At 68.2% G+C, this 24,218-nt stretch carries 27 protein-coding genes; 11 read left to right on the plus strand and 16 right to left on the minus strand.

Going from position 1 to position 24,218, the window contains the following annotated elements:
- Window positions 1-54 precede the first annotated feature (54 nt).
- Window positions 55-516 carry a transglycosylase family protein gene (locus tag G6N34_RS10755; protein WP_085150925.1) on the minus strand — a complete coding sequence of 154 codons (462 nt, stop codon included), beginning with the start codon at window positions 514-516 and terminating at the stop codon, window positions 55-57.
- Between the two features lie 204 nt (window positions 517-720).
- On the opposite strand from G6N34_RS10755, the gene G6N34_RS10760 reads away from it, so the two are divergent.
- From G6N34_RS10760 to G6N34_RS10780, 5 genes are all read left to right on the plus strand, one after another.
- The gene (locus tag G6N34_RS10760; RefSeq protein ID WP_085151210.1) at window positions 721-1,194 is read left to right on the plus strand and encodes a disulfide bond-forming protein DsbE; all 474 of its coding nucleotides are present in this window, start codon (window positions 721-723) and stop codon (window positions 1,192-1,194) included.
- 4 nt (window positions 1,195-1,198) lie between these two features.
- Window positions 1,199-2,080, plus strand: coding sequence for a cytochrome c biogenesis CcdA family protein (locus tag G6N34_RS10765; RefSeq protein WP_085150926.1), 882 nt, complete (start codon window positions 1,199-1,201; stop codon window positions 2,078-2,080).
- 10 nt (window positions 2,081-2,090) lie between these two features.
- The gene (locus G6N34_RS10770) at window positions 2,091-2,615 is read left to right on the plus strand and encodes a hypothetical protein (protein ID WP_085150927.1); all 525 of its coding nucleotides are present in this window, start codon (window positions 2,091-2,093) and stop codon (window positions 2,613-2,615) included.
- A 71-nt stretch (window positions 2,616-2,686) separates the two neighbouring features.
- Window positions 2,687-3,028, plus strand: coding sequence for a ferredoxin (gene fdxA / locus G6N34_RS10775; protein WP_085150928.1), 342 nt, complete (start codon window positions 2,687-2,689; stop codon window positions 3,026-3,028).
- A 161-nt stretch (window positions 3,029-3,189) separates the two neighbouring features.
- Window positions 3,190-4,389: a DUF7159 family protein gene (locus G6N34_RS10780; RefSeq protein WP_085150929.1), complete on the plus strand. Its 1,200-nt coding sequence runs from the start codon at window positions 3,190-3,192 to the stop codon at window positions 4,387-4,389.
- 6 nt (window positions 4,390-4,395) lie between these two features.
- Here G6N34_RS10780 and G6N34_RS10785 read toward each other — a convergent pair whose 3' ends face one another.
- From G6N34_RS10785 to G6N34_RS10795, 3 genes are read right to left on the minus strand one after another with little or no spacing between them, the layout of a single operon-like run.
- Window positions 4,396-5,058, minus strand: coding sequence for a sterol desaturase family protein (locus tag G6N34_RS10785; RefSeq protein WP_085150930.1), 663 nt, complete (start codon window positions 5,056-5,058; stop codon window positions 4,396-4,398).
- A complete protein-coding gene (locus G6N34_RS10790; protein ID WP_085150931.1) occupies window positions 5,055-5,774 on the minus strand; it encodes a FadR/GntR family transcriptional regulator in 720 nt (239 codons plus the stop codon). The genes G6N34_RS10785 and G6N34_RS10790 overlap by 4 nt, the downstream gene beginning before the upstream one ends.
- Before the next feature lie 41 nt (window positions 5,775-5,815).
- On the minus strand, window positions 5,816-7,060 hold the full coding sequence (locus G6N34_RS10795; RefSeq protein ID WP_085150932.1) for a cytochrome P450: 1,245 nt from the start codon (window positions 7,058-7,060) through the stop codon (window positions 5,816-5,818).
- Window positions 7,061-7,209: 149 nt separating this feature from the next.
- Between G6N34_RS10795 and G6N34_RS10800 the strand changes: the two genes are divergently transcribed.
- A complete protein-coding gene (locus G6N34_RS10800) occupies window positions 7,210-7,662 on the plus strand; it encodes a hypothetical protein (protein ID WP_085150933.1) in 453 nt (150 codons plus the stop codon).
- Here G6N34_RS10800 and G6N34_RS10805 read toward each other — a convergent pair.
- Window positions 7,659-8,288: a hypothetical protein gene (locus tag G6N34_RS10805; protein ID WP_085150934.1), complete on the minus strand. Its 630-nt coding sequence runs from the start codon at window positions 8,286-8,288 to the stop codon at window positions 7,659-7,661. The genes G6N34_RS10800 and G6N34_RS10805 overlap by 4 nt on opposite strands.
- Window positions 8,289-8,464: 176 nt before the next feature.
- On the opposite strand from G6N34_RS10805, the gene G6N34_RS10810 reads away from it, so the two are divergent.
- Window positions 8,465-8,845, plus strand: coding sequence for a hypothetical protein (locus G6N34_RS10810; protein WP_085150935.1), 381 nt, complete (start codon window positions 8,465-8,467; stop codon window positions 8,843-8,845).
- 55 nt (window positions 8,846-8,900) lie between these two features.
- Here G6N34_RS10810 and G6N34_RS10815 read toward each other — a convergent pair whose 3' ends face one another.
- A complete protein-coding gene (locus tag G6N34_RS10815) occupies window positions 8,901-10,022 on the minus strand; it encodes a nitronate monooxygenase (protein WP_085150936.1) in 1,122 nt (373 codons plus the stop codon).
- Window positions 10,023-10,193: 171 nt separating this feature from the next.
- Between G6N34_RS10815 and G6N34_RS10820 the strand changes: the two genes are divergently transcribed.
- A complete protein-coding gene (locus G6N34_RS10820; RefSeq protein ID WP_085150937.1) occupies window positions 10,194-12,980 on the plus strand; it encodes a glycoside hydrolase family 2 protein in 2,787 nt (928 codons plus the stop codon).
- A 1-nt stretch (window position 12,981) separates the two neighbouring features.
- On the opposite strand, the gene G6N34_RS10825 is transcribed toward G6N34_RS10820, so the two are convergent.
- On the minus strand, window positions 12,982-14,106 hold the full coding sequence (locus G6N34_RS10825) for an epoxide hydrolase family protein (protein WP_085150938.1): 1,125 nt from the start codon (window positions 14,104-14,106) through the stop codon (window positions 12,982-12,984).
- 84 nt (window positions 14,107-14,190) lie between these two features.
- Between G6N34_RS10825 and G6N34_RS10830 the strand changes: the two genes are divergently transcribed.
- Together G6N34_RS10830 and G6N34_RS10835 are read left to right on the plus strand one after the other, a co-directional pair.
- Window positions 14,191-14,850: a GNAT family N-acetyltransferase gene (locus G6N34_RS10830; protein WP_085150939.1), complete on the plus strand. Its 660-nt coding sequence runs from the start codon at window positions 14,191-14,193 to the stop codon at window positions 14,848-14,850.
- A 34-nt stretch (window positions 14,851-14,884) separates the two neighbouring features.
- Window positions 14,885-16,150, plus strand: a complete 1,266-nt coding sequence (locus G6N34_RS10835) for a competence/damage-inducible protein A (RefSeq protein ID WP_085150940.1) — start codon at window positions 14,885-14,887, stop codon at window positions 16,148-16,150.
- Here the strand turns inward: G6N34_RS10835 and G6N34_RS10840 are convergent.
- From G6N34_RS10840 to G6N34_RS10855, 4 genes are all read right to left on the minus strand, one after another.
- Window positions 16,147-16,557, minus strand: coding sequence for a nitroreductase family deazaflavin-dependent oxidoreductase (locus tag G6N34_RS10840; RefSeq protein ID WP_085150941.1), 411 nt, complete (start codon window positions 16,555-16,557; stop codon window positions 16,147-16,149). The two genes, G6N34_RS10835 and G6N34_RS10840, sit on opposite strands and share 4 nt — an antisense overlap.
- 66 nt (window positions 16,558-16,623) lie before the next feature.
- The gene (locus tag G6N34_RS10845) at window positions 16,624-17,553 is read right to left on the minus strand and encodes an alpha/beta fold hydrolase (protein ID WP_085150942.1); all 930 of its coding nucleotides are present in this window, start codon (window positions 17,551-17,553) and stop codon (window positions 16,624-16,626) included.
- On the minus strand, window positions 17,546-17,794 hold the full coding sequence (locus G6N34_RS10850) for a hypothetical protein (RefSeq protein ID WP_234812822.1): 249 nt from the start codon (window positions 17,792-17,794) through the stop codon (window positions 17,546-17,548). Before G6N34_RS10850 ends, G6N34_RS10845 begins: the two co-directional genes overlap by 8 nt.
- Before the next feature lie 3 nt (window positions 17,795-17,797).
- Entirely contained in the window at window positions 17,798-18,631 is an 834-nt protein-coding gene (locus tag G6N34_RS10855; protein ID WP_085150943.1) for an AraC family transcriptional regulator, read from the minus strand.
- An 84-nt stretch (window positions 18,632-18,715) separates the two neighbouring features.
- Here G6N34_RS10855 and G6N34_RS10860 point away from each other — a divergent pair, with 84 nt between their 5' ends.
- Window positions 18,716-19,978, plus strand: a complete 1,263-nt coding sequence (locus tag G6N34_RS10860; RefSeq protein WP_085150944.1) for an amidohydrolase family protein — start codon at window positions 18,716-18,718, stop codon at window positions 19,976-19,978.
- 4 nt (window positions 19,979-19,982) lie between these two features.
- Here G6N34_RS10860 and yaaA read toward each other — a convergent pair whose 3' ends face one another.
- The 5 genes from yaaA to G6N34_RS10885 form a co-directional block, all read right to left on the minus strand.
- Entirely contained in the window at window positions 19,983-20,729 is a 747-nt protein-coding gene (gene yaaA / locus G6N34_RS10865; RefSeq protein WP_085151212.1) for a peroxide stress protein YaaA, read from the minus strand.
- Window positions 20,730-20,755: 26 nt separating this feature from the next.
- Entirely contained in the window at window positions 20,756-21,886 is a 1,131-nt protein-coding gene (locus tag G6N34_RS10870) for an alkaline phosphatase family protein (RefSeq protein WP_085151213.1), read from the minus strand.
- Window positions 21,887-22,003: 117 nt separating this feature from the next.
- The gene (locus tag G6N34_RS10875) at window positions 22,004-22,663 is read right to left on the minus strand and encodes an MOSC domain-containing protein (RefSeq protein WP_085150945.1); all 660 of its coding nucleotides are present in this window, start codon (window positions 22,661-22,663) and stop codon (window positions 22,004-22,006) included.
- 10 nt (window positions 22,664-22,673) lie between these two features.
- A complete protein-coding gene (locus tag G6N34_RS10880) occupies window positions 22,674-23,090 on the minus strand; it encodes an STAS domain-containing protein (protein WP_085150946.1) in 417 nt (138 codons plus the stop codon).
- Window positions 23,091-23,278: 188 nt separating this feature from the next.
- Window positions 23,279-24,154, minus strand: coding sequence for a DMT family transporter (locus tag G6N34_RS10885; protein WP_085150947.1), 876 nt, complete (start codon window positions 24,152-24,154; stop codon window positions 23,279-23,281).
- Between the last annotated feature and the right edge of the window lie 64 nt (window positions 24,155-24,218).

Raw genomic sequence — 24,218 nt, forward strand, 5'->3', positions numbered from 1 at the left:
GCGCGGGATCAGCCCTGAGGTGTCAGCGGGGGGCGCGGGATCAGCCCTGAGGTGTCAGCGGGGGGCGCGGGGGATCAGCGCGATGATCTCGTTGATGGTGTTGCGGATGTAGGCGCCGGGCGTGCGCTGCGGAAGGACCGGTCCGCGCGGTGCCGTGACATTCGTGACTCCCGGAACACCCGCGAACGGGCTGGAACCCTTGGGGCCGCACTTGGGCCAGGCCTTGATGCCCTGGGTCGCCAGAACGTTCTCGGCGACGCGGATCTGCTCCTCGCGGGAGGCGGATGCGGGGTTTCCGACACCGCCGTTGGCGGCCCAGGTGGCCTGCTTGAACTGCAGTCCGCCGTAATGACCGTTGCCGGTGTTGATGGCCCAGTTACCACCGGATTCGCATTGTGCGATGGCGTCCCAATTCACGCTGTCGGCCTGCGCGGTGCCGGCGGACAGGGCCAGGAAGGCAACCAGGAAGGCGCCGGTCAGCGCGGTCATGGCGAGGAACTTCCGGATGGTTTTCATATGGCATCTTTCGTCCCAATTGACGCAGCTGTTACTCCCATCACTCCAATTTTTATTAAGAATTCCCTGGCATTGCCCGAGCGCCCAAAACCCGTGACCGCTGTTCTCCGTGATGTGGGTGTGATCGTTCCGCGACCCGGGTACTCGCGCGGAAAAGCGGAAGGAATTGACATGACGAATTCTCTGGGCAGGGTCCGGGCACTCCTGGCCGCCACGGTGCTTGCGCTGGGGGTGACGATCGGACTGACCGCGGCGCCCGCCGCCACCGCCGACAGCCGCCTCGACTTCACCGGCACGACGTTGTCGGGCGCGCCGTTCAACGGATCCAGCCTGCAGGGCAAGCCCGCCGTGCTCTGGTTCTGGACGCCGTGGTGCCCGTTCTGCAATCAGGAGGCGCCCAACGTCAGTCGGGTGGCCGCCGCCAACCCCGACGTCACCTTCGTGGGCGTCGCCGCGCGCTCCGACGTCGGCGCCATGCAGAACTTCGTCTCGAAGTACAACCTCAACTTCACCAACCTCGACGACGCCGATGGTTCGATCTGGGCCCGGTTCAATGTGCCCTGGCAGCCGGCCTATCTGTTCGTCAAGCCCGACGGTTCCTCGACCTTCGTCAACAACCCGACGTCGGCGATGAGCGAGGCGGACCTGTCCAGCCGGGTGGCGGCCCTGACCGGCTAGCCGCGTGAGCCCCGATCTGGTCGGTCTGGCGTTCGCCGCAGGCCTGGTCGCCGCGCTGAACCCGTGCGGATTCGCCCTGCTTCCGGTCTATCTGACCTACGTTGTGTCGGGCGCGGATGCGGGGCGGCCCGCGGCGGTGGTGCGCGCCCTGACGGCGACGCTGGTCATGACCCTCGGATTCGTCGTGGTCTTCGCGGCGTTCGGGTCGCTGACCGTGGCCCTGGCGTCGACCCTTCAGCGCTACCTGCCCGCGGTCACCGTCGTCATCGGCGTACTGCTGGTGCTCGTCGGCGCCTGGCTGCTCAGCGGCCGCAGGGCCGCGCTCGTACTGCCGTCGGCGCTGCAACCGGGCGCGTCGTCGGCGCCCACCACGCGTCTGGCGTCGATGTTCGGATATGGCCTCGCCTACGCGATCGCGTCGTTGTCGTGCACGGTCGGGCCTTTCCTCGCGGTCACGGCGGCAGGCACGCGCAGTGGGTCCTTCGCGTCCGCCGCGGCGGTGTACCTGGCGTATGCCGGCGGCTTCGCCCTCGTGGTCGGCACTCTGGCGGTCGCAGCGGCGTTCACGAGTTCGGCGCTGGCCGACAGGCTGCGCGGCGCGCTTCCGGTGATCGGACGTCTCAGCGGCGCACTTGTGCTGGTGGTGGGGCTCTACGTTGCCTATTACGGCATCTACGAACTGCGCATCTTCCATTCCGATGCCGGTGTCGACGACGGCGTGATCAGGACCGCGGGACGGATCCAGGCCACGGTCGCGGGGTGGGTGCACGGCCACGGCGGGTGGCCGTGGCTGCTGGCTCTCGTCGTGCTGCTGCTGGCCGCCGGAGCATGGCGATGGCGTCACATCCGTCGCCGAACGTGGCATGCGCGACAGGACAGCCGCTAACATTCGCCGCATGATTCGAGCGGCACTGATCGCGGTCGGCGTGTTCACCAGCGCTGCGGCGGGCCTCGCGCCCGCCCACGCAGAACCGGTCGCCCCGGGGGAGACCGCGTATCTCATCGGTGCCTGCTACGACCCCAGCCAGCCCGTGACCGAGCGCCCGGCGACGCTGGTCTACGGCTGTGACCACTCGAGTGTCATGACCGACATGACGTGGACGGCCTGGGGCGCCGACGGCGCCACCGGAGCCGGCATCGACGACGCGGTGGAATGCCAGCCGAACTGCGCGCAGGGTGCCCGGTTGGCGAACCCGATCGTGGTGCACGCGTGGAACCCGAAGCCGCCTGTGGAGGCCGGCTGCCCGGACGGTGTGCAGTTCTACTCCGACTTCACGGTGGCCTATCCCGAGGGCGTGCCGCCGTGGGTGCAGCCGGGCACGTCCTGGACCGAGGACGTCGACTTCATCGAACTTGACGGCGTTCCCGCGGTGCATTTCAAGAACCAGGGGCCGCTCAGCTGCACGCCGCAGAACGCTTAAGGACCGAGGTCCGCAAGGTTGGGGACTTTCGCCGCGGTGCAACGCGCCCGCCGCTCACTACCGTCATCGGTATGACATATGTGATCGGAAGCGCGTGCGTCGACGTCGTGGACAAGTCATGTGTGCAGGACTGCCCAGCCGACTGCATCTATGAGGGAGAGCGGTCGCTCTACATCAACCCCGACGAGTGCGTGGACTGCGCGGCCTGCGCGTTCATCTGCAAAGTGGACGCCATCTATTTCGAGACCGACCTGCCCGAGGACCAGAAGCAGCACCTGGCCGACAACGCGGAGTTCTTCACGAAGATCCTGCCTGGTCGGGACGCGCCGCTGGGCACGCCCGGCGGCGCGACGGCCCTCGGACCCGTGGGAGTGGACACGCCGCTGGTGTCGGCGATGCCGCGAAAGCACTGAGCGCAGCATTCGCGTTTCGGCCCGCGATGCGGTAGAGAAAACATCGGATGTGTGTCGAGGGTCGACGACACGCGGGTGCTTCGTGAGCCTGACGGCTGCTCCTTCGCGTGTCTGAGTTCGTCGCTGTCGTGCGACGGCCCGGACACGAAGGGAGAAGCTGCATGGACACCGTGTTGGGCCTGTCTGTGACTGCCAGCACCGTCCAGACCGTGCTGGTCGAGGGCCGAGACGGCGACGGCGCCACCCTGGGTCACGATGAATTCGACGTCTTCACCGGCGACGCGTCGCCCACCCGAGCGTCAGAGCAGGTCGCCGAGGCCGTGCTGAGCATCGCCTCGGCCGACGGTCACCACCTGCACTCGATCGGTGTCACCTGGAGTGAGGACGCCGACCTCGAGGCCTCGCTGCTGCTGGACACGCTCGCCGAGATGGGGTTGGCCAACGTGGTGGCGGTGCAGTCGCCGCGGGCCGCCGAAGCACTCGCGCGCAGCATCGGCCGGATGATCGGCTACGAACGCACCGCGGTCTGCGTCGTCGAACCCGACAGCACGATCCTGACGCTCGTGGACACCCTCGGCGGAGATGTCGAGACCCTTGTCAGTCACGGCATCGAGAACGACGAGCAGTTGCTGGACTGGCTGACCGGCATCCTCGACGCACGGATCTGGCGACCGGACGGCATGTTCGTCGTCGGGTCGGTCGGCGGACTGGACTCCCTGGCCGGTTGGCTCGAGCAGGAACTCGGCGTGCCGGTGTTCGACCCGCCCGAGGCGGAACTGGCCCTGGCGCACGGCGCGGCACTGGCGTCGGCCGGGGATGCCGTGCCGGTGGCGGAGCGGGCGGGACGCCGGCTTCCCGCCGCGCCCATGACCATGCTGGTCGCTGGCGCCTTGACCTTCGTGGTCTCGGTGTCGCTGGCGGTGAGCTCGCAGCTTCTCCCGCACCGGGAGGCCGCCGTCGTCACCGATCAGGACGCCCGCAGCACCGCGGTCGCCCCGAAGACCCCCAAGGCGAAACCCCCGGCGCCCGCGTCGGCGGCACCGCGTCCCGCGGCGGTCGCACCGGCTCCGGAGGCGCCACCCGCGCCGATCCCCGTCGAGCAGGCCCCGCTGCCCGAGGCCCCGCCCCCGGTCGAACAGGCGCCCGTCGAGGCTCCGCCGGTCAATGCGCCGCCGCCGGTCGTGGAGGCGCCCGCGCCTCCCGCCTACGTGCCGCCGCCCGAACCCGAGGTCATCAATCAGATCGCTCCGCCGCCGCCTCCGGTCGTCGCTCCGGTGGTGCCGCAGGTGCCGTATGAGAAGCCGCGACTGCGGGACCGGATCTTCGACAAGATTCCCGGCATCAACCGGTTCGGCAACTGAGCATCTTCACGCGTTGAGCGAGTGCAGGTTCTTGGCGGTCGGTGAGGACGGGACCGCCTGCGGGTCCGGGCAAGTGCCCAGAACACGGTCGGCCGTCCCAGCGCTCGTGACGGTGAACCAGTAGTTCTCGTTCTTGAAGTGATGGTGCCGATGGTTTCGCCAAATCGCCCGGTAGGCAGATGATTTCGGCTTGTAGTCACTGTGGATCAGATAGTGCGTCCACTCGTAGGCCAGACCGAGTACACCCAACACCATCAGGAACGTCAGCCCGAGTTCGAGGCGTGGGAACGCGAACGCGGCGAGCAGGACGACCGCGGGCAGCACCCACAGGAGTGCCTGCCACGGGATGAAGATCAGCTCGACCTGCCGAGGGTCGACGTGGTGCTCGCGATGCTTGCGGGCCAGCAGGGGATCGATCACGACCGGGCCCACGCGGCGCGGTCGCCAGTGCAGGATCGCGACGTGGATGACCCACTCCAGGAACGGGAAGGCCGCGAGCATCACGACCGGAACCACGGCGTCGGTCAGTTGCCAGTCGCCGCGTGCGATGCGCATCGCCGAGGCGACCACGAGCAGCGCCAGGATCATGGGCGGCGACGGATGGCGGACGAACTCACGCGCGGCCTGGGGCAGCGTGAGCGCCCTGCGTGACTTGTCGGTGGTGGTCATGCGGTCTCCAACTTCTCCAGTGCGGTGAGGATGGCGGAGGTGGCCGGGGCGAGCAGGTCGACCGCGGCCTGATGTGCCCCCGGTTCGTCCCCGGCGACGATCGCCTCGGCCAGCCTGCGATAGGCCTCGGGTTGTCCCACCTCGGCCGACATCACTGTCGCCAGTGCGGGCAGTGCGGGTTCGTATGTGGCGCGCAGCGTGTTGTACATCAGCCGGAAGGCGATGGAGTCCGCGGCGTCGACGATGTGGTCCCAGTAGGACAGCGCATGCTGTTGTGCCGCAACGAGATCCGATTCGTTCGCCAGGAGGTCGACCGCCTGGTCGAGCAGTGCCGCGAGCTCGGGTCCGCCGCGACGCGCGGCGAGTTCGGCGACCTTGGGGCCGTTGTGCAGTCGCGTCTCGAGGATGCTGCGCACCACGGCGAGGTCGAGTTCATCACCCCGCATGAGCAGATGGGGGAGCAGGTCGAGGCCGGCGTGCCGGCGGAAGTCGCGGACGGTGGTGGCGTCGCCCTGCCGGATGTCGACCAGGCCGACGGCCATCACACGCTTGAGTGCCTCCCGGACCGCGGGTCGCGACACTCCCAGCACCTCGGCCAGGCGACGTTCGCTGGGCAGTGCCTCGCCGGGCGCGAGGTTGCCGCCGAGCACCTCGTCGAGCAGTTGGTCGAACACGTCCTCGGGCACGGAACGCCGGTTCACGGGTTGCAGGGCCATGCCACCCAGGCTGCCCCACGGTGGCGGCAGAGGTCAAGTGGTCAGACCAGTTGGCTTCGAGCGCCCTGGTAGTCGACCCGCCAATGCTTGATGCCGTTGAGCCACCCGGAACGCAGCCGCTGAGGCGATTCGACCGCCCTCAGATCCGGCAGATGGTCGGCGATCGCGTTGAACATCAACTCGATCGTCATCCGCGCAAGATTTGCGCCGATGCAATAGTGCGCACCCGTGCCGCCGAAGCCGACGTGGGGATTGGGATCCCGCAGGATGTCGAACGTGAACGGGTCATCGAACACCGTCTCGTCGAAGTTGGCCGAACGGTAGGACATCACCACACGCTGGCCCGCGGCGATGTGTACGCCCGAGAGGTCGTAGTCGGTCAGGGCCGTGCGCTGGAATGACGTCACCGGGGTCGCCCATCGCACAATCTCGTCGACCGCGGTCGCGGGGCGGTCGCGCTTGAAGAGCTCCCACTGCTCCGGGTGCTCGGCGAAGGCGATCATGCCGTGGGTGATCGAGTTGCGTGTGGTCTCATTGCCGGCCACCGCCAGCAGCACCATGAAGAACCCGAACTCGTCGTCGGAGAGCTTGTGTCCCTCGATGTCGGCCTCGATCAGCGTGGTCACGATGTCCTCACCGGGGTGCTCGGCCCGGTCCGCCGCGAGCTGCATCGCGTACATGATCAGTTCCGTTGCGGCACTGCGGTTGTCGTAGTGGGCGAACTCAGGGTCGTCGTCGCTGACCATCTGATTGGACCAGTCGAACAGCTTCATGCGGTCCTCGAGCGGGACCCCGAGAAGCCCGGCGATCGCCTGCAGCGGAAGCTCGGAGGCCACCTGTTCGACGAAGTCTCCGGTCCCTGAGGCCGCCGCGGCCTTGGCGATGTTCTGCGCGCGTTCGTTGAGATCGGCCCGCAGTCGTTCGACCGCGCGGGGCGTGAACCCGCGCGAGATGATCTTGCGCAGGTGGGTGTGATGGGGCGCGTCCATGTTGAGCAGCACGAACTTGCCCGTCTCAAGCTGTTCCTGCGTGGAGCCCTCCGGGTAGCGCGGAATCGCGGTCTTCTCCTCACTGGAGAAGACGTCGCTGCGGACGGACACCTCTTTGACATCGGCGTGCCGGGTGACCAGCCAGAAGCCGTCGTCGCCGAAACCGCCACCGGGCTGCTGGTTCCACCAGACCGGGGCCTGGTGCCGCAGGTGCGCGAGCTCCTCCACCGGCAGGCGTTCGCAGTTGAGATCGGGATCGGTGAAATCGAATCCGGGAGGCAGAGTCGGACCTGGCATTCGGTGCACTCCTCACAACAGCTGTGTCTGTGCTGGTTTCCCCAAGCCATTCGTACACCGCCACTCGGCGCCTCGGGGGCCGTTTGTGGAACGTGTTCTCATTCGCGCGGAACCTGTAACGAATGGGGCCGGTGGGGTGAAAATCGGATATGCGGATTCGTTCAGCTGCGCTCGGTGCGCTCCTCGCTGCGGCAGGTATCCTGTTGGCCCCACCCGCGGGTGCCGAACCCGCCGACCCGGCGCCGGCCCCGGATACAGGCGGCACGTCGGCGGCACAGGCCGCGCCCGCGCCCACGGCGGGTGATGGTCCGGCCACGTCGCAGGGCGTGCCGCACCTGCCGAGTCTCGACAACCTGCCGCCCGGAGCGAGTGCGGCTCCGCCGTCCAGCGAGGGTCGAGGGGTGTCCTACCTGCGTGATCTCTGGCACGCCGTCCAGACCCAGGAGATCAGCGGGGCCGGGGCGCTGCTGCTGCTGACCCAGCGTCCGATGAACCCGGACTCCGCGCCGCCGGGTGTGCCGTCGCGGCCGTTGCCACCGCCGAGTGCGACTCTGCCAGAGCCTGCTGCCGCGCCCGCGCCCGAGTCCGAGCCCGCGCCTTAGCGGGGCTTGGCGGTGGTGGTCGGGGTCGAACTCGTCGTCGCCGCGGGCCCGCCGGTCTCGGCCGCGAAGCTCGGGGACTGGTAGTCCACCCAGGTGTCCCGGTAGATCACCTTGCCGCCAGAGGTGACGGTCAGGGTCGACGGCGACACCGTGTACTCGGCACCCTCGTTGAGCGCGACGAATGTGCCGTCACCGGTGGCCTCGGCCTCGGTGATGAGCGTCGCGCCGTCGCTGATCCGCACTCCGCGGTATTCGTAGCCGCCCGAACCGTCGGGGCAGATCGCCACGAGGGAACGCTGGGTGCGTCCAAAGGCGACCGCGGACTGACCGTCGGAGCAGCGCGCGTCCGAGCCGACGAATCCGCGCTCGTCGGTGCCGGACGCCTTGGGCGACGCTGACGTGGTCGGCGAGGCCGACGTGGTGGGTGACGCCGACGTGGTCGGCGAGGCCGACGTGGTCGGCGAGGCCGACGTGGTGGCGGGAGCCAGGGGAAGCATGGGCTTGGCGTCGGCCGCGGGCAGCGGCGTCTGACTGCCGGGGCCTGCCGCCACACCGGCGAACAGAACCACAATCGCCAGGAGCGCACCGACCCCGGTGCACATCAACATGTTGCGGATCGACAGCATCGGATCGCCTCCTTCGCGGCACGGGCTGCTGGCCCCCACAGCAAACCACCACCGGCGGCCAATCCGGCGCTTCTGACCGGGTGTTTCGCCGAAAACTTCCGCCGTGGCGGCTAGGCTGAGCGCCGACGGACCGACGGGGCGAAGGGTCCGCAACTCAACAGGTCAAGGGGCGGGACATGATTCGTGCCTTTGCGGCCGCGGGTGCGGCCGCCGCTGCCATGTTCGCCACCGCCACGGTCGCGGGTGCCGAGCCCAAGTTCGACTACGCCGACGTCCCCAATATGACCTACGACGTCCAGTTGAGCACCAAGTGCTACAGCTGGGAACGGTTCATCTTCGGCCGCGGCGAAGGTGGCCAGACGTACGCCTGCCACTACATCCCCAACCAGTGGCCCCCGGTCGACTCGGGGTTCTGGGTGTGGTCGCCCCCGCTGTACGGCGTGCAGGAGATCGGTGCGCCGTGCCCGACCAATCGCGGTGCGGCCGCGCAGACACCGGACGGCCTGCCACTGGAGTGCGCGGGCGACAAGGGCTGGCAACAGGAGTTCTACGCCTGACGCCACAAATCCGCCCAAACGAACGTTTGGGCGGATTTGTGCGAGCGCGCGAGGGTCAGGCCTCGTTGAACTCCGACAGTGTCGCGGTCGCCTCCAGGTACTCCTGCACCCAGCGTTCGATCACCGCCGAAGTCTTCTCGACCTTGGTGAACTGGCCGACCACCTGCCCGATCGGGTTGAACGCGACGTCGACGGTTTCGTTGGGGTACTTGTGCGTCGCGGCGACGGCCATCCCGGACACCATGTACTGCAGCGGCATGCCCAGCGGCTTCGGGTTCTCGGGGTTCTCCCAGGCCTCGGTCCAGTCGTTGCGCAGCATGCGCGCGGGCTTGCCGGTGAACGACCGACTCCGCACGGTGTCGCGGCTGGAGGCCTTGGCGTAGGCCGCGTGCTGCACCGGCGTGTTCTCCGACTCCTCGACCATGACCCACTGCGATCCGGTCCAGGCGCCCTGCGCGCCAAGCGCCAGCGCCGCGGCGATCTGCTGGCCGCTGCCGATGCCGCCCGCCGCGAGGACCGGGACCGGCGCCACCTCCTTGACCACCTGCGGCCACAGCACGATCGAACCGACCTCGCCGCTGTGCCCGCCGGCCTCGCCGCCCTGGGCGATGATGATGTCCACGCCCGCATCGGCGTGCTTGCGCGCCTGCGACGGCGACCCGCACAGCGCGGCGACCTTGCGGCCCTCGGCGTGGATGTGCGCGATCATGTCGGCCGGTGGGGTGCCCAGCGCGTTGGCGATCAGCGTCATCTTGGGGTGCTTCAGTGCGATCTCCACCTGCGGGGTGGCGGTGGCCTCGGTCCAGCCGAGAAGCTGCAGCGCGTTGTCGTCGCTGTCATCGGTCGGCACGCCGTGGTCGGCGAGGATCTTCTTCGCGAAGTCGAGGTGCTCCTGGGGGACCAGGGCGTTCAGCGTCGACTTGAGGTCGTCGGCGGACATGTTCGAGTCCATGCCCTCGTACTTGTTCGGGATGACGATGTCGACGCCGTAGGGATGGTCGCCGATGTGCTCGTCGATCCAGTTCAACTCGATCTCCAGCTGCTCGGGCGTGAACCCGACGGCGCCGAGGACACCGAAACCGCCGGCCCGGCTCACGGCGACCACGACATCCCGGCAGTGGGTGAAGGCGAAGATCGGCAGGTCGATGCCGAGTTGGTCGCACAGGGGAGTATGCATAGTCCGCTCCTGGTGGGTTCACGACGTTGCGAAGTTCGAAACTGAAACGTGTTCTAGTTTATCGCAGGTGTCCACGGATGGTCATCAGGTGCCCACCGACAGCCCATCTCGTAAGGTGACGAGCGTTGTGTGGGGGAGAACCATTCGCGGCAGGAGTGCGCCATAGCAGGGATGCGTCGTCGTGCTGCCGCACTGGCCCTGGTACCGATCCTGCTGGCAGTGCTGGTCCTAGGCGCCGGCGACGTCCCCGGGTTCCTCCGGCCCGAACCCACGCCGGTCGCGGTCGAACTCGCCCAAGGCTGGACCCTCACGTCGGCCCGCGACGTCCCCGCCGACGGCGCGGTGATCTCGACGCCGGAGTACGCCGACACCGGGTGGCATCCGATCCGACGCATGCCCAGCACGGTGCTGGCCGCTCTCGAGCACGACGGCGTCTACCCCGACCTCTACTACGGCACCAACCTGCGCGACGACGTGCCGCCCGACCTCTACCGCCAGGACTGGTGGTACCGGACGACGTTCACCCCGCCCGCCGGCCACCGCCGGTACACGCTGGAGTTCCCCGGCATCAACTACCGCGCCGAGGTCTGGCTCAACGGACACCGCGTCGTCGACAGCACCCAGATGGCGGGCATGTACGTCAGCCACGTCCTCGACGTCACGCCGTGGCTGCGACCCGACACCCCGAACACGGTGGCGGTCAAGGTGACTCCGGAGCAGTCCCTGCAGGATGTTGACGGCGTCGAACTCGCCGACAGTTGGTGGGACTGGATCAACTGGCGTGACATCGGCCATCAGGGCTCGCCGGGGGACCCGGCCGTCGGCACCTCCTTTGTGCCCGACCGCAACGCGGGCATCTGGAAGCCGGTGTTCCTGCACGCCTCCGGCGGTGTCGACCTGGGACCGGCCACAGTGAACACCGAACTTCCGCTGCCCGCCACGGACTCCGCGCGACTCACGGTCGACGCCGAGGTCGCCAACCAGACCGGACGCACCGTCCGGGGCGTGCTGCGGGCCACCATCTCCCGGCCCGGCAAGCCCACCGTGACGGTGGACCAGGACGTGACGCTGCCGCCGGGGGACCGGCACGACGTGCGATTCGACCCGGAGGCATTCCCGCAGTTGCGGATTCAGAATCCGGACCTCTGGTGGCCCTACACGATGGGCGATCCGAACCTCTACGACCTGAATCTGGAGTTCATGCAGTACGGCAGGGTGCTCGACAACGGGCATCAGCGGTTCGGCATCCGCACCGTCACGCAGCACCGTGATGACAGCACCGACTTCCCGCAACTGGGCCGGGGCGGCAACTTCTACCTGAAGGTCAACGGCCGGGACTTCCTGGTCCGAGGAGCCACCTACACCCCGGACCTGCTGTACCGCTACGACCCCGAACGCGAGAAGGCGATCCTGGGATATGTCCGGGACCTCGGCCTGAACATGCTGCGGTTGGAGGGCAAGTTTCCCGGCGACCACCTGCTCGAACAGGCCGACACACTGGGCATCCCGTTGATGTACGGCTGGATGTGCTGCAACCAGTGGGAGAAGTGGTGGCAGTGGGACGACGAGGACCGGCGCATCGCGCAGGAGAGCATGCGCTCCCAGGTCGAGGACTTCGGTCCGCACGCCGCGGCGTTCCTGTGGGCCAACGGCAGCGACGGACGGCCGCCACCGGAGGTGCGTGGCTGGTACCACGACATCCTGGCCGAAAAGCATTGGCAGAACGCCACGGTCGACACCGTGTCGTCGGTCAACCGTGACGACGATGGTGAAGTGGTCTGGGACGGCATCCAGATGGCCGGACCCTACAGTTGGCGTCCGCCGAGCTACTGGTTCGACGGCCGGTACGCCGCGACCCGGGGTGCCTCGGCCGAGCAGGGCGACAACGAGCACATTCCGCCGTTTGCGAGCCTGGTCAAATTCATTCCGCCCGACAAGCTGTGGCCGATCAACGACACCTGGTACACCCACGCCGGATCCGACGACAACAACGTCGAACTCGACAGCATCCGCACCGCGGTGATGCGCCGCTACGGGTCGTCGCGCAGCGCCGAGGAGTTCACGCGCAAAGCCCAACTGGCGCACTACGAGTCGACTCGTGCCCAGTTCGAGGGCTTCGCGGCCGGCGGCTGGGACAGCCACAAGATGACCATCTACTGGATGCTCAACAACCACTGGCCGTCGTTCTTCGGCCACCTCTTCGACTACTACTTGCGGCCAGGCGGGTCCTACTTCGGCGCCAAGAAGGGACTCACCCCTCTGACGGTGGTCTTCGACTCCTACGCCACCGGCGACCACAGCACCGCCGACATCACCGTGGTGAACCAGAGCCCCAGTGCCGCAACTGGTCTGCGCACCCGGGTGCGGGTCTACGACCTGTCCGGGGAACTCGTCGACGATCGCACATCGGATCCCGTGGACGTGGCCGCCAACGGCACCGCGCGCGCCCTGGTGCTGCCCCGGATGCCGCGGGCCTCCCAGGTCTTCTTCGTCAGGGCACAACTTCTCGGCGCCGACGACGCCGTCGTGACGGAGAACGTGTACTGGCAGTCCCAGCAGCGTGACGACGTCGGCGACCCGCGCAATGACACGGCGTTCTCGCTCAAACAGTCCAGTTGGGCGGATATGACGCCGCTGAACACCATGGCCAGGACGCCACTGGCGATCAGGGCCGAGCGCACGGATCCCGACGGCGCACGGATCGACATCCGCCTGTCGAACCGGACCGACGGCATCGCCTTCTTCGAACGCGCCGAGGTGCTCTCCGCCCGCGACGGTGACGAGATCCTGCCCGTGACCTACTCCGACAACTATGTGACGGTGTTCCCGGGCGAGGCTGTGACCGTGCGGGCCGAGGTTCCGGCGGGCGCCCCGGCGCCGAAGTGGGTGCGGGTCTCGGGCGTCAACACCGCGCCGGCCGTGGTCGAGATCGTCGACAAGCCCAGCGGCGCACGCTGACTCACCGCAGCGTCGCGAAGAACTTCCGGACGTCCTCGACGAACAGGTCGGGCTGTTCGAACGCCGCGAAGTGGCCGCCCCGCGGCATCGTGGTCCAGTGTGCGATGCGGTAGGACTCCTCGCACCAGGACCGCGGTGCGCGCAGGATCTCCTTGGGGAACTCCGCGATGCCGGTGGGGATCTCCACCCGATCGCCGGTGCCGAAACTGCGGAAACTCTCCCAGTACAGGCGCGCCGACGAGGTTGCCGTCGCGGTCAGCCAGTACACCATCACGTTGTCGAGCAGTTCGTCACGGGTCAGGACATTCTCCGGATGGCCCGCGCAGTCGGTCCAGGCCCAGAACTTCTCGACGATCCATGCCAACTGGCCCACCGGTGAGTCGGTCAGGCCGTAGCCGAGGGTCTGCGGCCGAGTGGACTGCTGCGTGGAGTATCCGGTGCCCCATCTGCGGTGTTCCGCGGCGGCGGCAAGGGCGGCCTGTTCCTCGGCGGTGAAGTCGCCGGAGTGGTCCTTCGGCGGCCTGGCGATGGGCATGTTGAGGTGAATCCCGATGCAGCCACCCTGGTTTCGGCCGATCTGGGTGGTCACGGCCGCGCCCCAGTCGCCGCCCTGGGCGCCGTAGCGACGGTAGCCCAGACGCTGCATCAAGGTCTCCCAGGCCACGGCGATGCGATCGACGTTCCACCCGGTGCGCGTCGGCCTGCCGGAGAACCCGTAGCCCGGCAGCGACGGGCACACGACGTGGAAGGCGTCCTGGGCCCGGCCACCGAATGCGGTCGGGTTGGTCAGCGGTTCGATGACCTTGTGGAACTCCACGATCGAACCGGGCCAGCCATGCGTGAGCAGCAGGGGCAGCGCATCCTCGTGCGGTGAGCGCTGGTGGATGAAGTGGATGTCCAGGTCGTCGATCTCGGTGGTGAAGTGGTCGAACCTGTTCAGTGCGGATTCCCGTGACCGCCAGTCGTATTGATCAGCCCAGTAGGCGGCCAGTTCGGCGGTGTAGGACAAGGGGATGCCCTGGCTCCAGTCGTCGACGCACTCGGCCTCGGGCCAGCGGGTCCGATGCAGCCGATCCCGCAGATCGGCCAGAGCACTGTCGGGCACGTCGATGCGGAACGGTCGCACGGCAGGCGAAGACGTCATCTGCGGTCCCTCCTGGGCTGTGTCGTCCCTGTCACAGTAGGGGTGTGGCTGAACTAGAGTGACGCCATGCCCGATCACGACATCTCCGCGGCGCGTCGCGAGATCACCAACGCCCTGCTCACGGCCCTGGATCGCCGCCATGAGGTGCTCGACGCGATCGTCGAGGCCGAGAACACCCAGGCCGCGGTCGACGCCGTGGCCGCCCTGCTGGAGACATCGCATCAGTCCGCGGAGGCGGTCATCGGGCTGTCCTTCGACCGGCTCACCAAGAGTTCGCGCCGCAAGATCGCCGCCCAACTCGAGGACCTGAACAGCCAGCTGTCGTTCACCGTCGGTGAGCGTCCCGCGGCCAGCGGGGAGACGCTGACACTTCGCCCGTTCGACGAGAGCGATCGGGACATCTTCGAGGCCCGGACTGCGGACATGCACACCGCAGGTGACGGTTCCGGTGCTCCCGCCGGCGGCCTCGACGACGAGATCAGCGCGGCGCTGGGCCGGGTGTCGAGCGAGGACGCGGCCTGGTTCGTGGCTCTCGAGGGGCCGGCCAAGGTCGGCATGGTCTTCGGTGAACTCCTGGACGGCGAGGTCAACGTCCGCATCTGGATCCACCCCGAGCACCGCAAGAAGGGCTTGGGCACCGCCGCGCTGCGCAAGTGCCGGTCGGAGATGGCGGCCTACTTCCCGGCCGTGCCGATGGTGGTGCGTGCTCCGGGCGCGACGCCGTAGCCGGCCCACGGACTCCACGCCGTAGCCTCAAGGCGTGAGCACACGCGCGGGCATCGTCGTCACCGGCACCGAGGTCCTGACCGGACGGGTCACCGATCTCAACGGTCCCTGGCTGGCGGATCGACTGCTGGAACTCGGCGTTGAACTGGCCCACATCACCATCTGCGGTGACCGGCCCGCCGACATCGCGTCGGCGTTGAAGTTCCACGCCGACGAGGGCGTGGACCTGATCCTGACCAGCGGTGGGCTCGGACCGACTGCCGACGACATGACGGTCGCGGTCGTCGCCGAGTTCTGCGGCCGCGAGCTCGTGCTCGATGCGGACCTCGAGGCGCGGATCGCCGCGATCCTCAAGCGGATGATGCGTCGTTTCCCCGATGCGGACTTCGACGCCGTCATGGCGGCCAACCGCAAGCAGGCGATGATCCCACTCGGCGCCGAGGTGCTCAACCCGGTGGGCACCGCGCCCGGGGTGGTCGTCGAGGGCACCCCGACGGTGGTCGTGCTGCCCGGCCCGCCGCGCGAACTGCAGCCGATGTGGTCGACCGCGTTGGACACCGAGGGGGTGCGGCGTGCGATCGCCGGCCGAACCGAGTACCGCCAGGAGACCGTGCGCATGTACGGCCTGCCGGAATCGGGGTTGGCCGAGACGCTTCGGCTGGCGGAGAAGAAGATCGACGGCTTCGATCGGTTGGAGATCACGACGTGCCTGCGTCGCGGCGAGCTTGAGATCGTCACGCGCTACGAACCGGCCGACGCCGAGACCTATCGCGAAGTCGTGGCTCTGCTGAACGAGCAGCACGGCACCGACGTGTACTCCACCGACGGTTCCACGGTCGACGATCAGGTCGCCGGACTGCTGGCCGGGCGCACCATCGCCACCGCCGAGTCCTGCACCGCCGGTCTGGTCGCGGCCAGGCTCACGGACCGTCCGGGATCCTCGGCCTACGTCATGGGCGGGGCGGTCGTCTACTCCAATGAAGCCAAATCCGAACTGCTGGGCGTGGATCCGGCGCTGATCGCCGCGCACGGCGCCGTGTCCGAACCGGTGGCCGAGGCGATGGCAGCGGGTGCGCTGCGGCGGTTCGGGGTGGACACCGCGGTGGCGATCACCGGGATCGCCGGCCCCGGTGGCGGTTCAGCCGAGAAGCCGGTCGGCACAGTGTGTTTCACTGTCGCGCGCGCCGACGGCGCGACGCTGACCCGCACGGTCCTGCTGCCGGGTGAGCGCGCCGACATCCGGGAACGGTCCACGACCGTGGCGATGCACCTGCTGCGCAAGCTCCTGCAGACGCCCTAAGCGACGTCGGCGACGAGGACGCCGACCCGTTTCAGCTGCATCCGCGCGATCCGCGGCAGGCCTGCACCGTCCGAACCGGCGGGCACGATCCTCGGGTTGACGAGGTGCAGGTCCTCCTTGCGCAGGTGCAGGTCGGCCTCGCCCGCGGCCAGCACGTTCTTGACCCAGTTGGTCTTGCCGTGGATCAGCGCGATCGCCACGGTGTCACCCTTGCGGTACGGCGTCACGGGCGTCTCGTGGACCGTGCCGGAACTGCGGCCGCGATGACGAATCACGGCTACGCCCGGCATCAGGCCCGACAGTCGACGCACCACCGGGTTGAAGTACTTGATCTGCAGGCTCTCGGCCCACGGCGGCACGATCATCGGCACGTCGGACGTGTGGTTGGGATGGTCTTTCGCTTTCATGACACAGCTTTCATGACCTGTCCTTCATGACGTGCCTTTCATGGCGAGGCCTCCATGGCCACCACGCTACTTTTCTTCGGCGCGATCCCACAGGGCTGACATCGAACCGAGGATCTCGTGTGCGTACCCCAACCCGGCCAGGTGGCTCTCTCCGGGCAGCGTGAACAACTCCGCGTCAGGCAGTCTGGACACCACGTGCTCGCCGTGCGCGTAGGGGATGATGTGGTCTTTGTCGCCGTGCCACCACTTCACCGGCACCTTGACCTCTTCGAGGCGGAATCCCCAGTCGTGCGCGAAGTTCACGACGTCGGCGAAGGGTGCCGTCAACTGCTTGCGGCCGCCGTTGAGCAGATCGTCGAGGAACATGGCCTTGAACTCGGGCCGGGCCAGCAGCCTGCGGTCCCCCTCGGGGGACACCCGCGCGTAGATCTCCAGCGCCGGCAGCGCGACGGGCTTGATCAGGCGAACCAGACCCGTGGCCACCAAACCCACGGGCTGGCCGACGACTTCGAGGATCGGCGCGACCACCGTGCCGAGATTCATCGCGCCGCCCTTGATGGCATCGGCACCGACCGTGGGTGCGACACCGCCGAGCACCCCGGCCGCGACGACGCGATCGGGCATCAGCGCCGCGGCGGCCAGCGTGTAAGGACCGCCGCCGGACAGTCCGACCACGGTCATCTTGTCGATGCCGAGCGTGTCGGCGATGACGCGCAGGTCATCGGCGAACGCGGCGATGTTGTCGTACTGGTGTGGCGTCGAGGAGCCGATGCCGGGGCGGTCCACACCGAGCAGGCGCAGGTGGTTCTCCTCGGCGAAGACACGGGCCTCGGTGGGGATCTGTCGACGCGCACCCGGTGTGCCGTGCAGCCAGAACACCGGTCGGCCCTGCGGGTCGCCGAACTCGGCGAAGCCGATGCGACGGTCGTCGCTGACGGCGATGGTGCCTTCGAGCTTGGGGCGCGGCAGCTTCGGGGCGCCCAGGGGATTAGCCATGTGCTGAAGTGTCGCACGCCACAGTGGGGCCGCGGTTGCTCTGTTCCCGGTTTGTCAGCGCCTCGGTGATGAACAGGGCCGCGAGCACGTCGACGGCCGTGATGACTAGGCCCGCGAAGTACATCCACTTCAGCTCGTGGGGAGCGCCCGACCCGAAGAACACGAGCAGGAAGATCGGCCCCACGATGCCGCAGACCAACGTCATGCCCTGGATCAGGAGATAGCGGCGGAAGGTGCGCACGGCTCAGACCTCCACGCTCTTGACGCGGCGTCGGTACGCCGATGGGGTTTCCCCGCTGAACTGCGCGAATGCCCGAGTGAACGAGCTGAGGCTGTCGAAGCCGACCGAACTGGACACGTCCTGGACGCTGGTGTCGGGTGAGGCCAGCAGGGCCATGGCGCGCAGCATCCGAGCGTGCAGCAGATAGGTCCGCCAGGAGATTCCGAGGCAGTCCTGGAACAACCGGCGCAGCGTGCGCTCCGACACCGCGACGGCGCGACTGACGTCCAGCGCCGTGACCGACGACAGATGCTCCTTCGTGAATTCCATCGCGGCCGCGACGATCGGGTTCTCCGAGGTCGGCAGGCTCAGCGGCGCCTCGTGGTCGAGCGCGTCGGACACCAGGTTGGCCAGCGTCCGGAAGAAGCCGTCGGACTGTTCGTCGCCGCACTCGCGTTCGATGGGCCATCGCAGCGCGTAGATCATCATCTCGCGGATCAGCGGGGAGACCGCCAGGATCCGGGCCCGGTCGCCCGCGTTGGGCACGAGTTCGGGATCGAACATCACCGCGATGGTCTTGACGTCGGAGTTCATGGTCGCCGAATGCTCCAACCCGACCGGCAGCCACGCGGCCTGCTGGGGCGGCAGCAGATAGTGACCGGCGGGCGTCTGGACCTCGACGACGCCACCGATGGCGTATTCGATCTGGTGCACATCGTGCGAATGCCAGCCGGTCAGGAGCTTGTCGCCCTCGTACAGATAGCTGCCGGCCAATGCGCGCCCACCGCGTCGCAGATCGATGTGGGGCACGTTGGCCGAAACTGCACGGTGTCTGTCCGATAGCGCAGAGACGGTCATAGTGATGGAGGGTACAAGTGATAGGACGGGTGAGCCAGCCCACTGAGCCAGCCCACGTATTCACCGCACACGCGTAGGAGATTGATGAACGTCGACGACCTGATCCTGGTGAGCATTGACGACCATGTCGTGGAGCCGCCGGACATGTTCCTCAACCACGTCCCGGCCAAATACAAGCCCGAGGCGCCGATCGTCGTGACCGACGATAAGGGTGTGGATCAGTGGATGTATCAGGGACGTCCCCAGGGCGTCAGTGGACTCAACGCCGTCGTGTCCTGGCCGGCCGAGGAGTGGGGCCGCGACCCGGCGGGCTTCGCCGAGATGCGCCCCGGCGTCTACGACGTCCACGAACGGGTGCGGGACATGAACCGCAACGGCATCCTCGCCTCGATGTGCTTCCCGACCTTCACCGGGTTCTCGGCCCGGCACCTGAACATGACCCGCGAGGACGTCACCCTGGTGATGGTGTCGGCATACAACGACTGGCACATCGATGAGTGGGCCGGGTCTTACCCGGATCGCTTCATCCCGATCGCGATCCTGCCGACGTGGACTCCGGAGGGGATGTGCGCCGAGATCCGCCGGGTCGCGGCCAAGGGATGCCGGGCCGTGACCATGCCCGAGCTTCCGCACCTGGAGGGCCTGCCCAGCTACCACGACGAGGACTACTGGGGTCCGGTCTTCCGGACGCTGTCCGAGGAGAACGTGGTGATGTGCCTGCACATCGGCACCGGATTCGGGGCGATCAGCATGGCGCCGAACGCGCCGATCGACAACCTGATCATCCTGGCCACCCAGGTGTCGGCGATGTGTGCCCAGGACCTGCTGTGGGGTCCGGCGATGCGCAACTACCCGGATCTGAAGTTCGCGTTCTCCGAGGGCGGCATCGGCTGGATCCCGTTCTACCTCGACCGCAGCGACCGGCACTACACGAACCAGAAGTGGCTGCGGCGCGACTTCGGCTCCAAACTGCCCTCGGACGTGTTCCGTGAGCACTCGCTGGCCTGCTACGTCACCGACAAGACGTCTCTGAAACTGCGCCACGAGATCGGCATCGACATCATCGCGTGGGAGTGCGACTACCCGCACTCGGACTGCTTCTGGCCCGATGCGCCCGAGCAGGTGCTGGCCGAGCTCAACGCCGCGGGTGCCAGCGACAGCGACATCGACAAGATCACCTGGCAGAACGCCACCAACTTCTTCAGCTGGGATCCGTTCGCCCGCACGCCGCGGGATCAGGCCAGCGTCAGAGCGCTGCGGGCCAAGGGCGCCGATGTCGACGTCTCGATCCGCCCGCGGGCCGAGTGGGCACGCCTCTACGAGAAGAAGCAGCTGACGCAGGCGTGAGCCGTCAGGCCGGTGTGACGATCGTGAGGTGATCTCCGTCGCGTTCGACCGTCATACCGGCCTTCTTCGCGACGGCGGCCACCTTCGCGGCGTCGTCCGGTTCTGATCGGTTGCTCGCCAGGGCCCGCGCGAGCCTGCCCTTGTGGGCCTTGTTGAAGTGGCTGACGACGGTGCGGTGCCCGTCGGCGTGCTCGGCGAGCACGTCGACCTTGACCGCGCCGGGCAGCCGGCCCAACCCGGCGTAGGACCCCGACCGCAGATCGACCACCAACTCGTCGAGGGCGATCTTGGCCAGCAGCGGTTCGAGCAGTGGCCGCCAGCGCGCCGCCAGGGTGCGGCCGTCGGGCAGCTTCGATCCCGCAGACAGTCGGTAGGCGGGCACCGGGTCGTCGGCGCGCACCAGCCCGAACAGCGCCGAGCCCACAGCCAGGCGCGCGTGGGCCCGGGAACGTTCTGCGCCGCGCAGGCTTTCGACGTCCAACGCGTCGTACAGCACGCCCGTGTAGCGCTGAATAGCGGGCAGAGTCGGGGTGCTGCGCAGTCCGGCGTTGCGCTCGATCTCGGCGTCCTGCTTGGCAGACAGGCCCAACGCTGCGCGGCTGCCCTCGACGTCTGCCGCGAGCGTCACCAGTTCGTCCACCAACTCCTCGCGCACGGGAGTGAGGTCGGGGAAGCTCAGCGACGCCGGATTCAGCGGCGGGCCGTCGCCGCCGGTGCGTTTGGTCTCCGAGGGCGGCAGCAGCACGATCACGGACACAGAGGGTAGAGCACGCCGGCTCAGAGGCCCGCAAGCAGCAGGGGCACGGTCTGCTCGGCGGCGGTCAGCGAACCGTGGTGACCCACGAACGCGGACTCCATGGGTTCGGCCGTGCGGCGGACCAGGACCGCGCCGTCCCGCGCGGCCGCCACGACGTCCCCGATGCGGTCCCGGACCTCGTCGAGCACCCGGGCACCGAACCAGCCGGCGTCGATGGCCTCGTCGCGCGCAACCACCCAGGCCCGCGAACCGATCCGGGCGCGCCAGGCCTGCAGCACGTCGTCGACGGCGCCTTCGCGCGTGTAGACGTGCCTCGCACGGGCCTCGCCGGCGACGGCCTCGACGCCGTCGAACAGCGCCGGGTCGGCGTCGAGGTCCACGGTCTCCTCGGCCGAGACCATGCCGTGGTCGGCGACCACCGCGAGCAGTCCGCCCGGGGGCAACGCCTCCATCACGGACTCCACCAGGCGATCGACCTGGCGCAACTGCATGCGCCACGGGAGCGAGCCAGGCCCGTAGAGGTGTCCCAGCGCATCCAATTCGCTGTGGTACGCGTAGCAGAACTCCCCGGCGGACACCGCGTTCCGCACGGTCGCGGCCAGATCGCCGAGTGCGAAGACGCCGCGGTAGTCGGCGCCACGCAGTACCGCGCGCGTCAGCCCGGACCCCGCGAATTCGGCGGGGGAGCAGACGCTGACGGCCATCCCGGCCGCCGCGGCGCGTTCGAAGGTCGTCGGCTGCGGTTGAACCTGCTCGGGGACGGCGCGCTCCCGCAGGTCGGATCCCCACGGGTGCTCGCGCCAGCGCAGGGCGTTGAGCATCCCGGCCGCGGGCACCCGAAACGAATAGCCGACCAGACCGTGTTCACCGGAGCGCAGCCCCGTTCCGACCGCCGCGAGGCCCGCCGCCGTGGTCGCGGGATATCCCACCTGAAGGGTCGGCCCGCGCAGCGCGGCCAGTGTCGGCGCGTCGGCGGCGTGCCGATCCAACAGGTCGGCACCCAGGCCGTCGACCAGCAGCACACACGCGCCCGCCACATCGCCTCGGATCGGGATGCGGGCCTCGAACCCGGCGACACCCATCGCCGTCAACACCGACGGCACCACGTCGGCCAGGTGCGGAAGGTTGAGATCCAGCGCGGGCAGCGGCACGAATCGAGCCTGCCACACCAGGATTCGCGATGGCTATGCTGACGGCGCGACCGACGCCGACAGTGATGTCCGAGGCGGTCTACCTGGACCGTTGGGGCCAGTCGGGGGAATCCGTCGTCACGCTGTGAGGCGACGGCGGGCGTACGAGCGGATCGACTCCGGCAGCGCGTCGATGTCGAGCAGACGCGGCAGCAGTTCCGGTTCGGACATCTGGGCGCGGAACACCACGCCGACGGTGACGTCGTGGTCGGGGCGGTCGGTGACCGTGATGGCGTCGCCGGCACGCACGGTGCCCGGGGTGATGACCCGCAGGTAGGCACCCGGGACCGCTGCGGCCGTGAAGGTCTTCATCCATCCCGAGATCTCCAGCCATGCCGCGAACGTGCGGCACGGCGTCCGTGCGCAGGACACCTCCAGAACCAGGCCGCCGTCGCCGACGTGCCAGCGTTCTCCGATGCGGGCCCCGGTGACGTCGACCCCTGTGGTGGTGAAGTTCTCACCGAACGACCCGTTGGTCAGCGTGCGGTTCAGCGTCCGCTGCCACTCGTCGAGATCCTCGCGCGCATAGGCGTACACCGCCTGGTCATCACCACCGTGGAACTTCGAGTTGCCGATCGTGTCGCCGACCAGACCGCTGCCCAAGCCGCCGCGTCGAGGTCCGGGATCCCGGACCTCGACGTGTTCAGTCGTGGGCACCTTGTCGATGCCGGTGATTGCGGCGGGCTTGTCTGGATTGGCGCGGGGACGGGCGAGATTGACCGATACGACGTTCGCCATGCCCCACAGACTAAGCGGAACGGGTCAGCAGCGGCAGCAGGAGCGTGCGGCGACGCAGCGTCTCGTCGGCGAAGTAGCTCAGCGCCTCGGAGACCGTTTCGGCGATCGGATAGGCCTCATCGGAGTAGGCGAGCACCTGCATGACGGTGTCGCTGGGAACCAGCACCCAATCCTGGCCGGCCTCGGCGCAGTCGGAGTCGAAGGCCTGGAGCAGGCAGAGGTCGTGGTCGTCGAACGCCGTCACCCCGCTCAGATCCAGAACCACCGAGGTGGCGGCCAGGACGTAGCGCCGCGCATGTTCGGTGATGGCCTCGATGTTGTCGTCGTGGACCCGACCGCTGACACTGACGACGGTGGCCAGTTGGCGGCTCTGCGCCCGCAGGCGCGCGCCGTTGCAGTCGAACACTGGGTTGCCATGACGGTTCATGTTCGGCCTCATTTCGCTGGCGTGGACTTTTACCTCCACCGCGACACTAAGTGGCTACTCTAAGGTCACTGGGAGCCGCGACTAAATCATTGGTAAGAAACGAATTTCGTGAAACGTCTCAGGCTGACGGCAAACACCCTTGCGCGCACGTCGGGGGATGGGCGGATGTCGGTGTCCACCAGGCCATCTCAGGGCCTGCTGGCGATCCGTTCGTCAAACGCACCGGAGTCCCGGCCCAGCGCGATCGTGGCAGTGGCCATCGCGGCCACGGCCAGCACCAGGGCCACCACCCCGACGCCGCGGGCGGTCAACTGCTCGCCGAGCACCGCGGTCCCGAGCAGGACCGCGATCACCGGTTCCAGGACCAGCATGGTCGGCACGGATGTCTGCAGGGCGCCCGCGTGCAGCGCGGACTGCTGGGCCACGGTCGCCACGATCGACACCACGACCAGCAGATACGGTGCCGGTGTCGTCATCAGTTCTCGCCACGACCCGGTGCTGATGCGGTGCGCGCACAGCTTCGTCAGCACCGCGATCAGCCCGAACAGGACGCCCACGGCCACCGCGAGCAGCATGGCCCGGCGCGCGCCGATGGAACGTGCGGCCCAGGCGACGCAGACGGCCACCACGGGGATGATGACCAGCGCGACCATCAGCCAGGTCTGCTGCGACGGGTCGTTATGCCCCTCGCGTGGGTGCGCGACGAGGACGAAGACCGCCAGTGCCACCGTCAACAACCCCGCCCACGCCCATTCGGTCCGGCTCACGCGCTGGCCGGCCACCCGCGCGCTGATCGGCAGCGCGAACAGCAGTGAGGACACCAAAAGGGGTTGCACCAGCACCAGCGACCCGCGCGACAACGCCAACGCCTGGAACACATAGCCCGCACACGCGGTCGCGGTGCCGGCCCACCACAGGGGCCGGCGCAGCAGGGTCGTGACGATCGTCGGGCTCATCCCGCGGTCGGCGGGCACGTCCCGGGTGGCCAACTGGCGCACGACGATGCCGAGAGCAGCGCACAGGGCCGCGGTCAGCGCGAGTGCGACGACGATGGCCAACGCCATGTGGGCACCTCCCAGGTGGTCGAAAAGAATTGGAGGATAAGCACACTAGGGGCTGCGCACGTAC

The organism is Mycolicibacterium confluentis (genome assembly GCF_010729895.1).
GTDB classification, from domain to species: Bacteria; Actinomycetota; Actinomycetes; order Mycobacteriales; family Mycobacteriaceae; genus Mycobacterium; species Mycobacterium confluentis.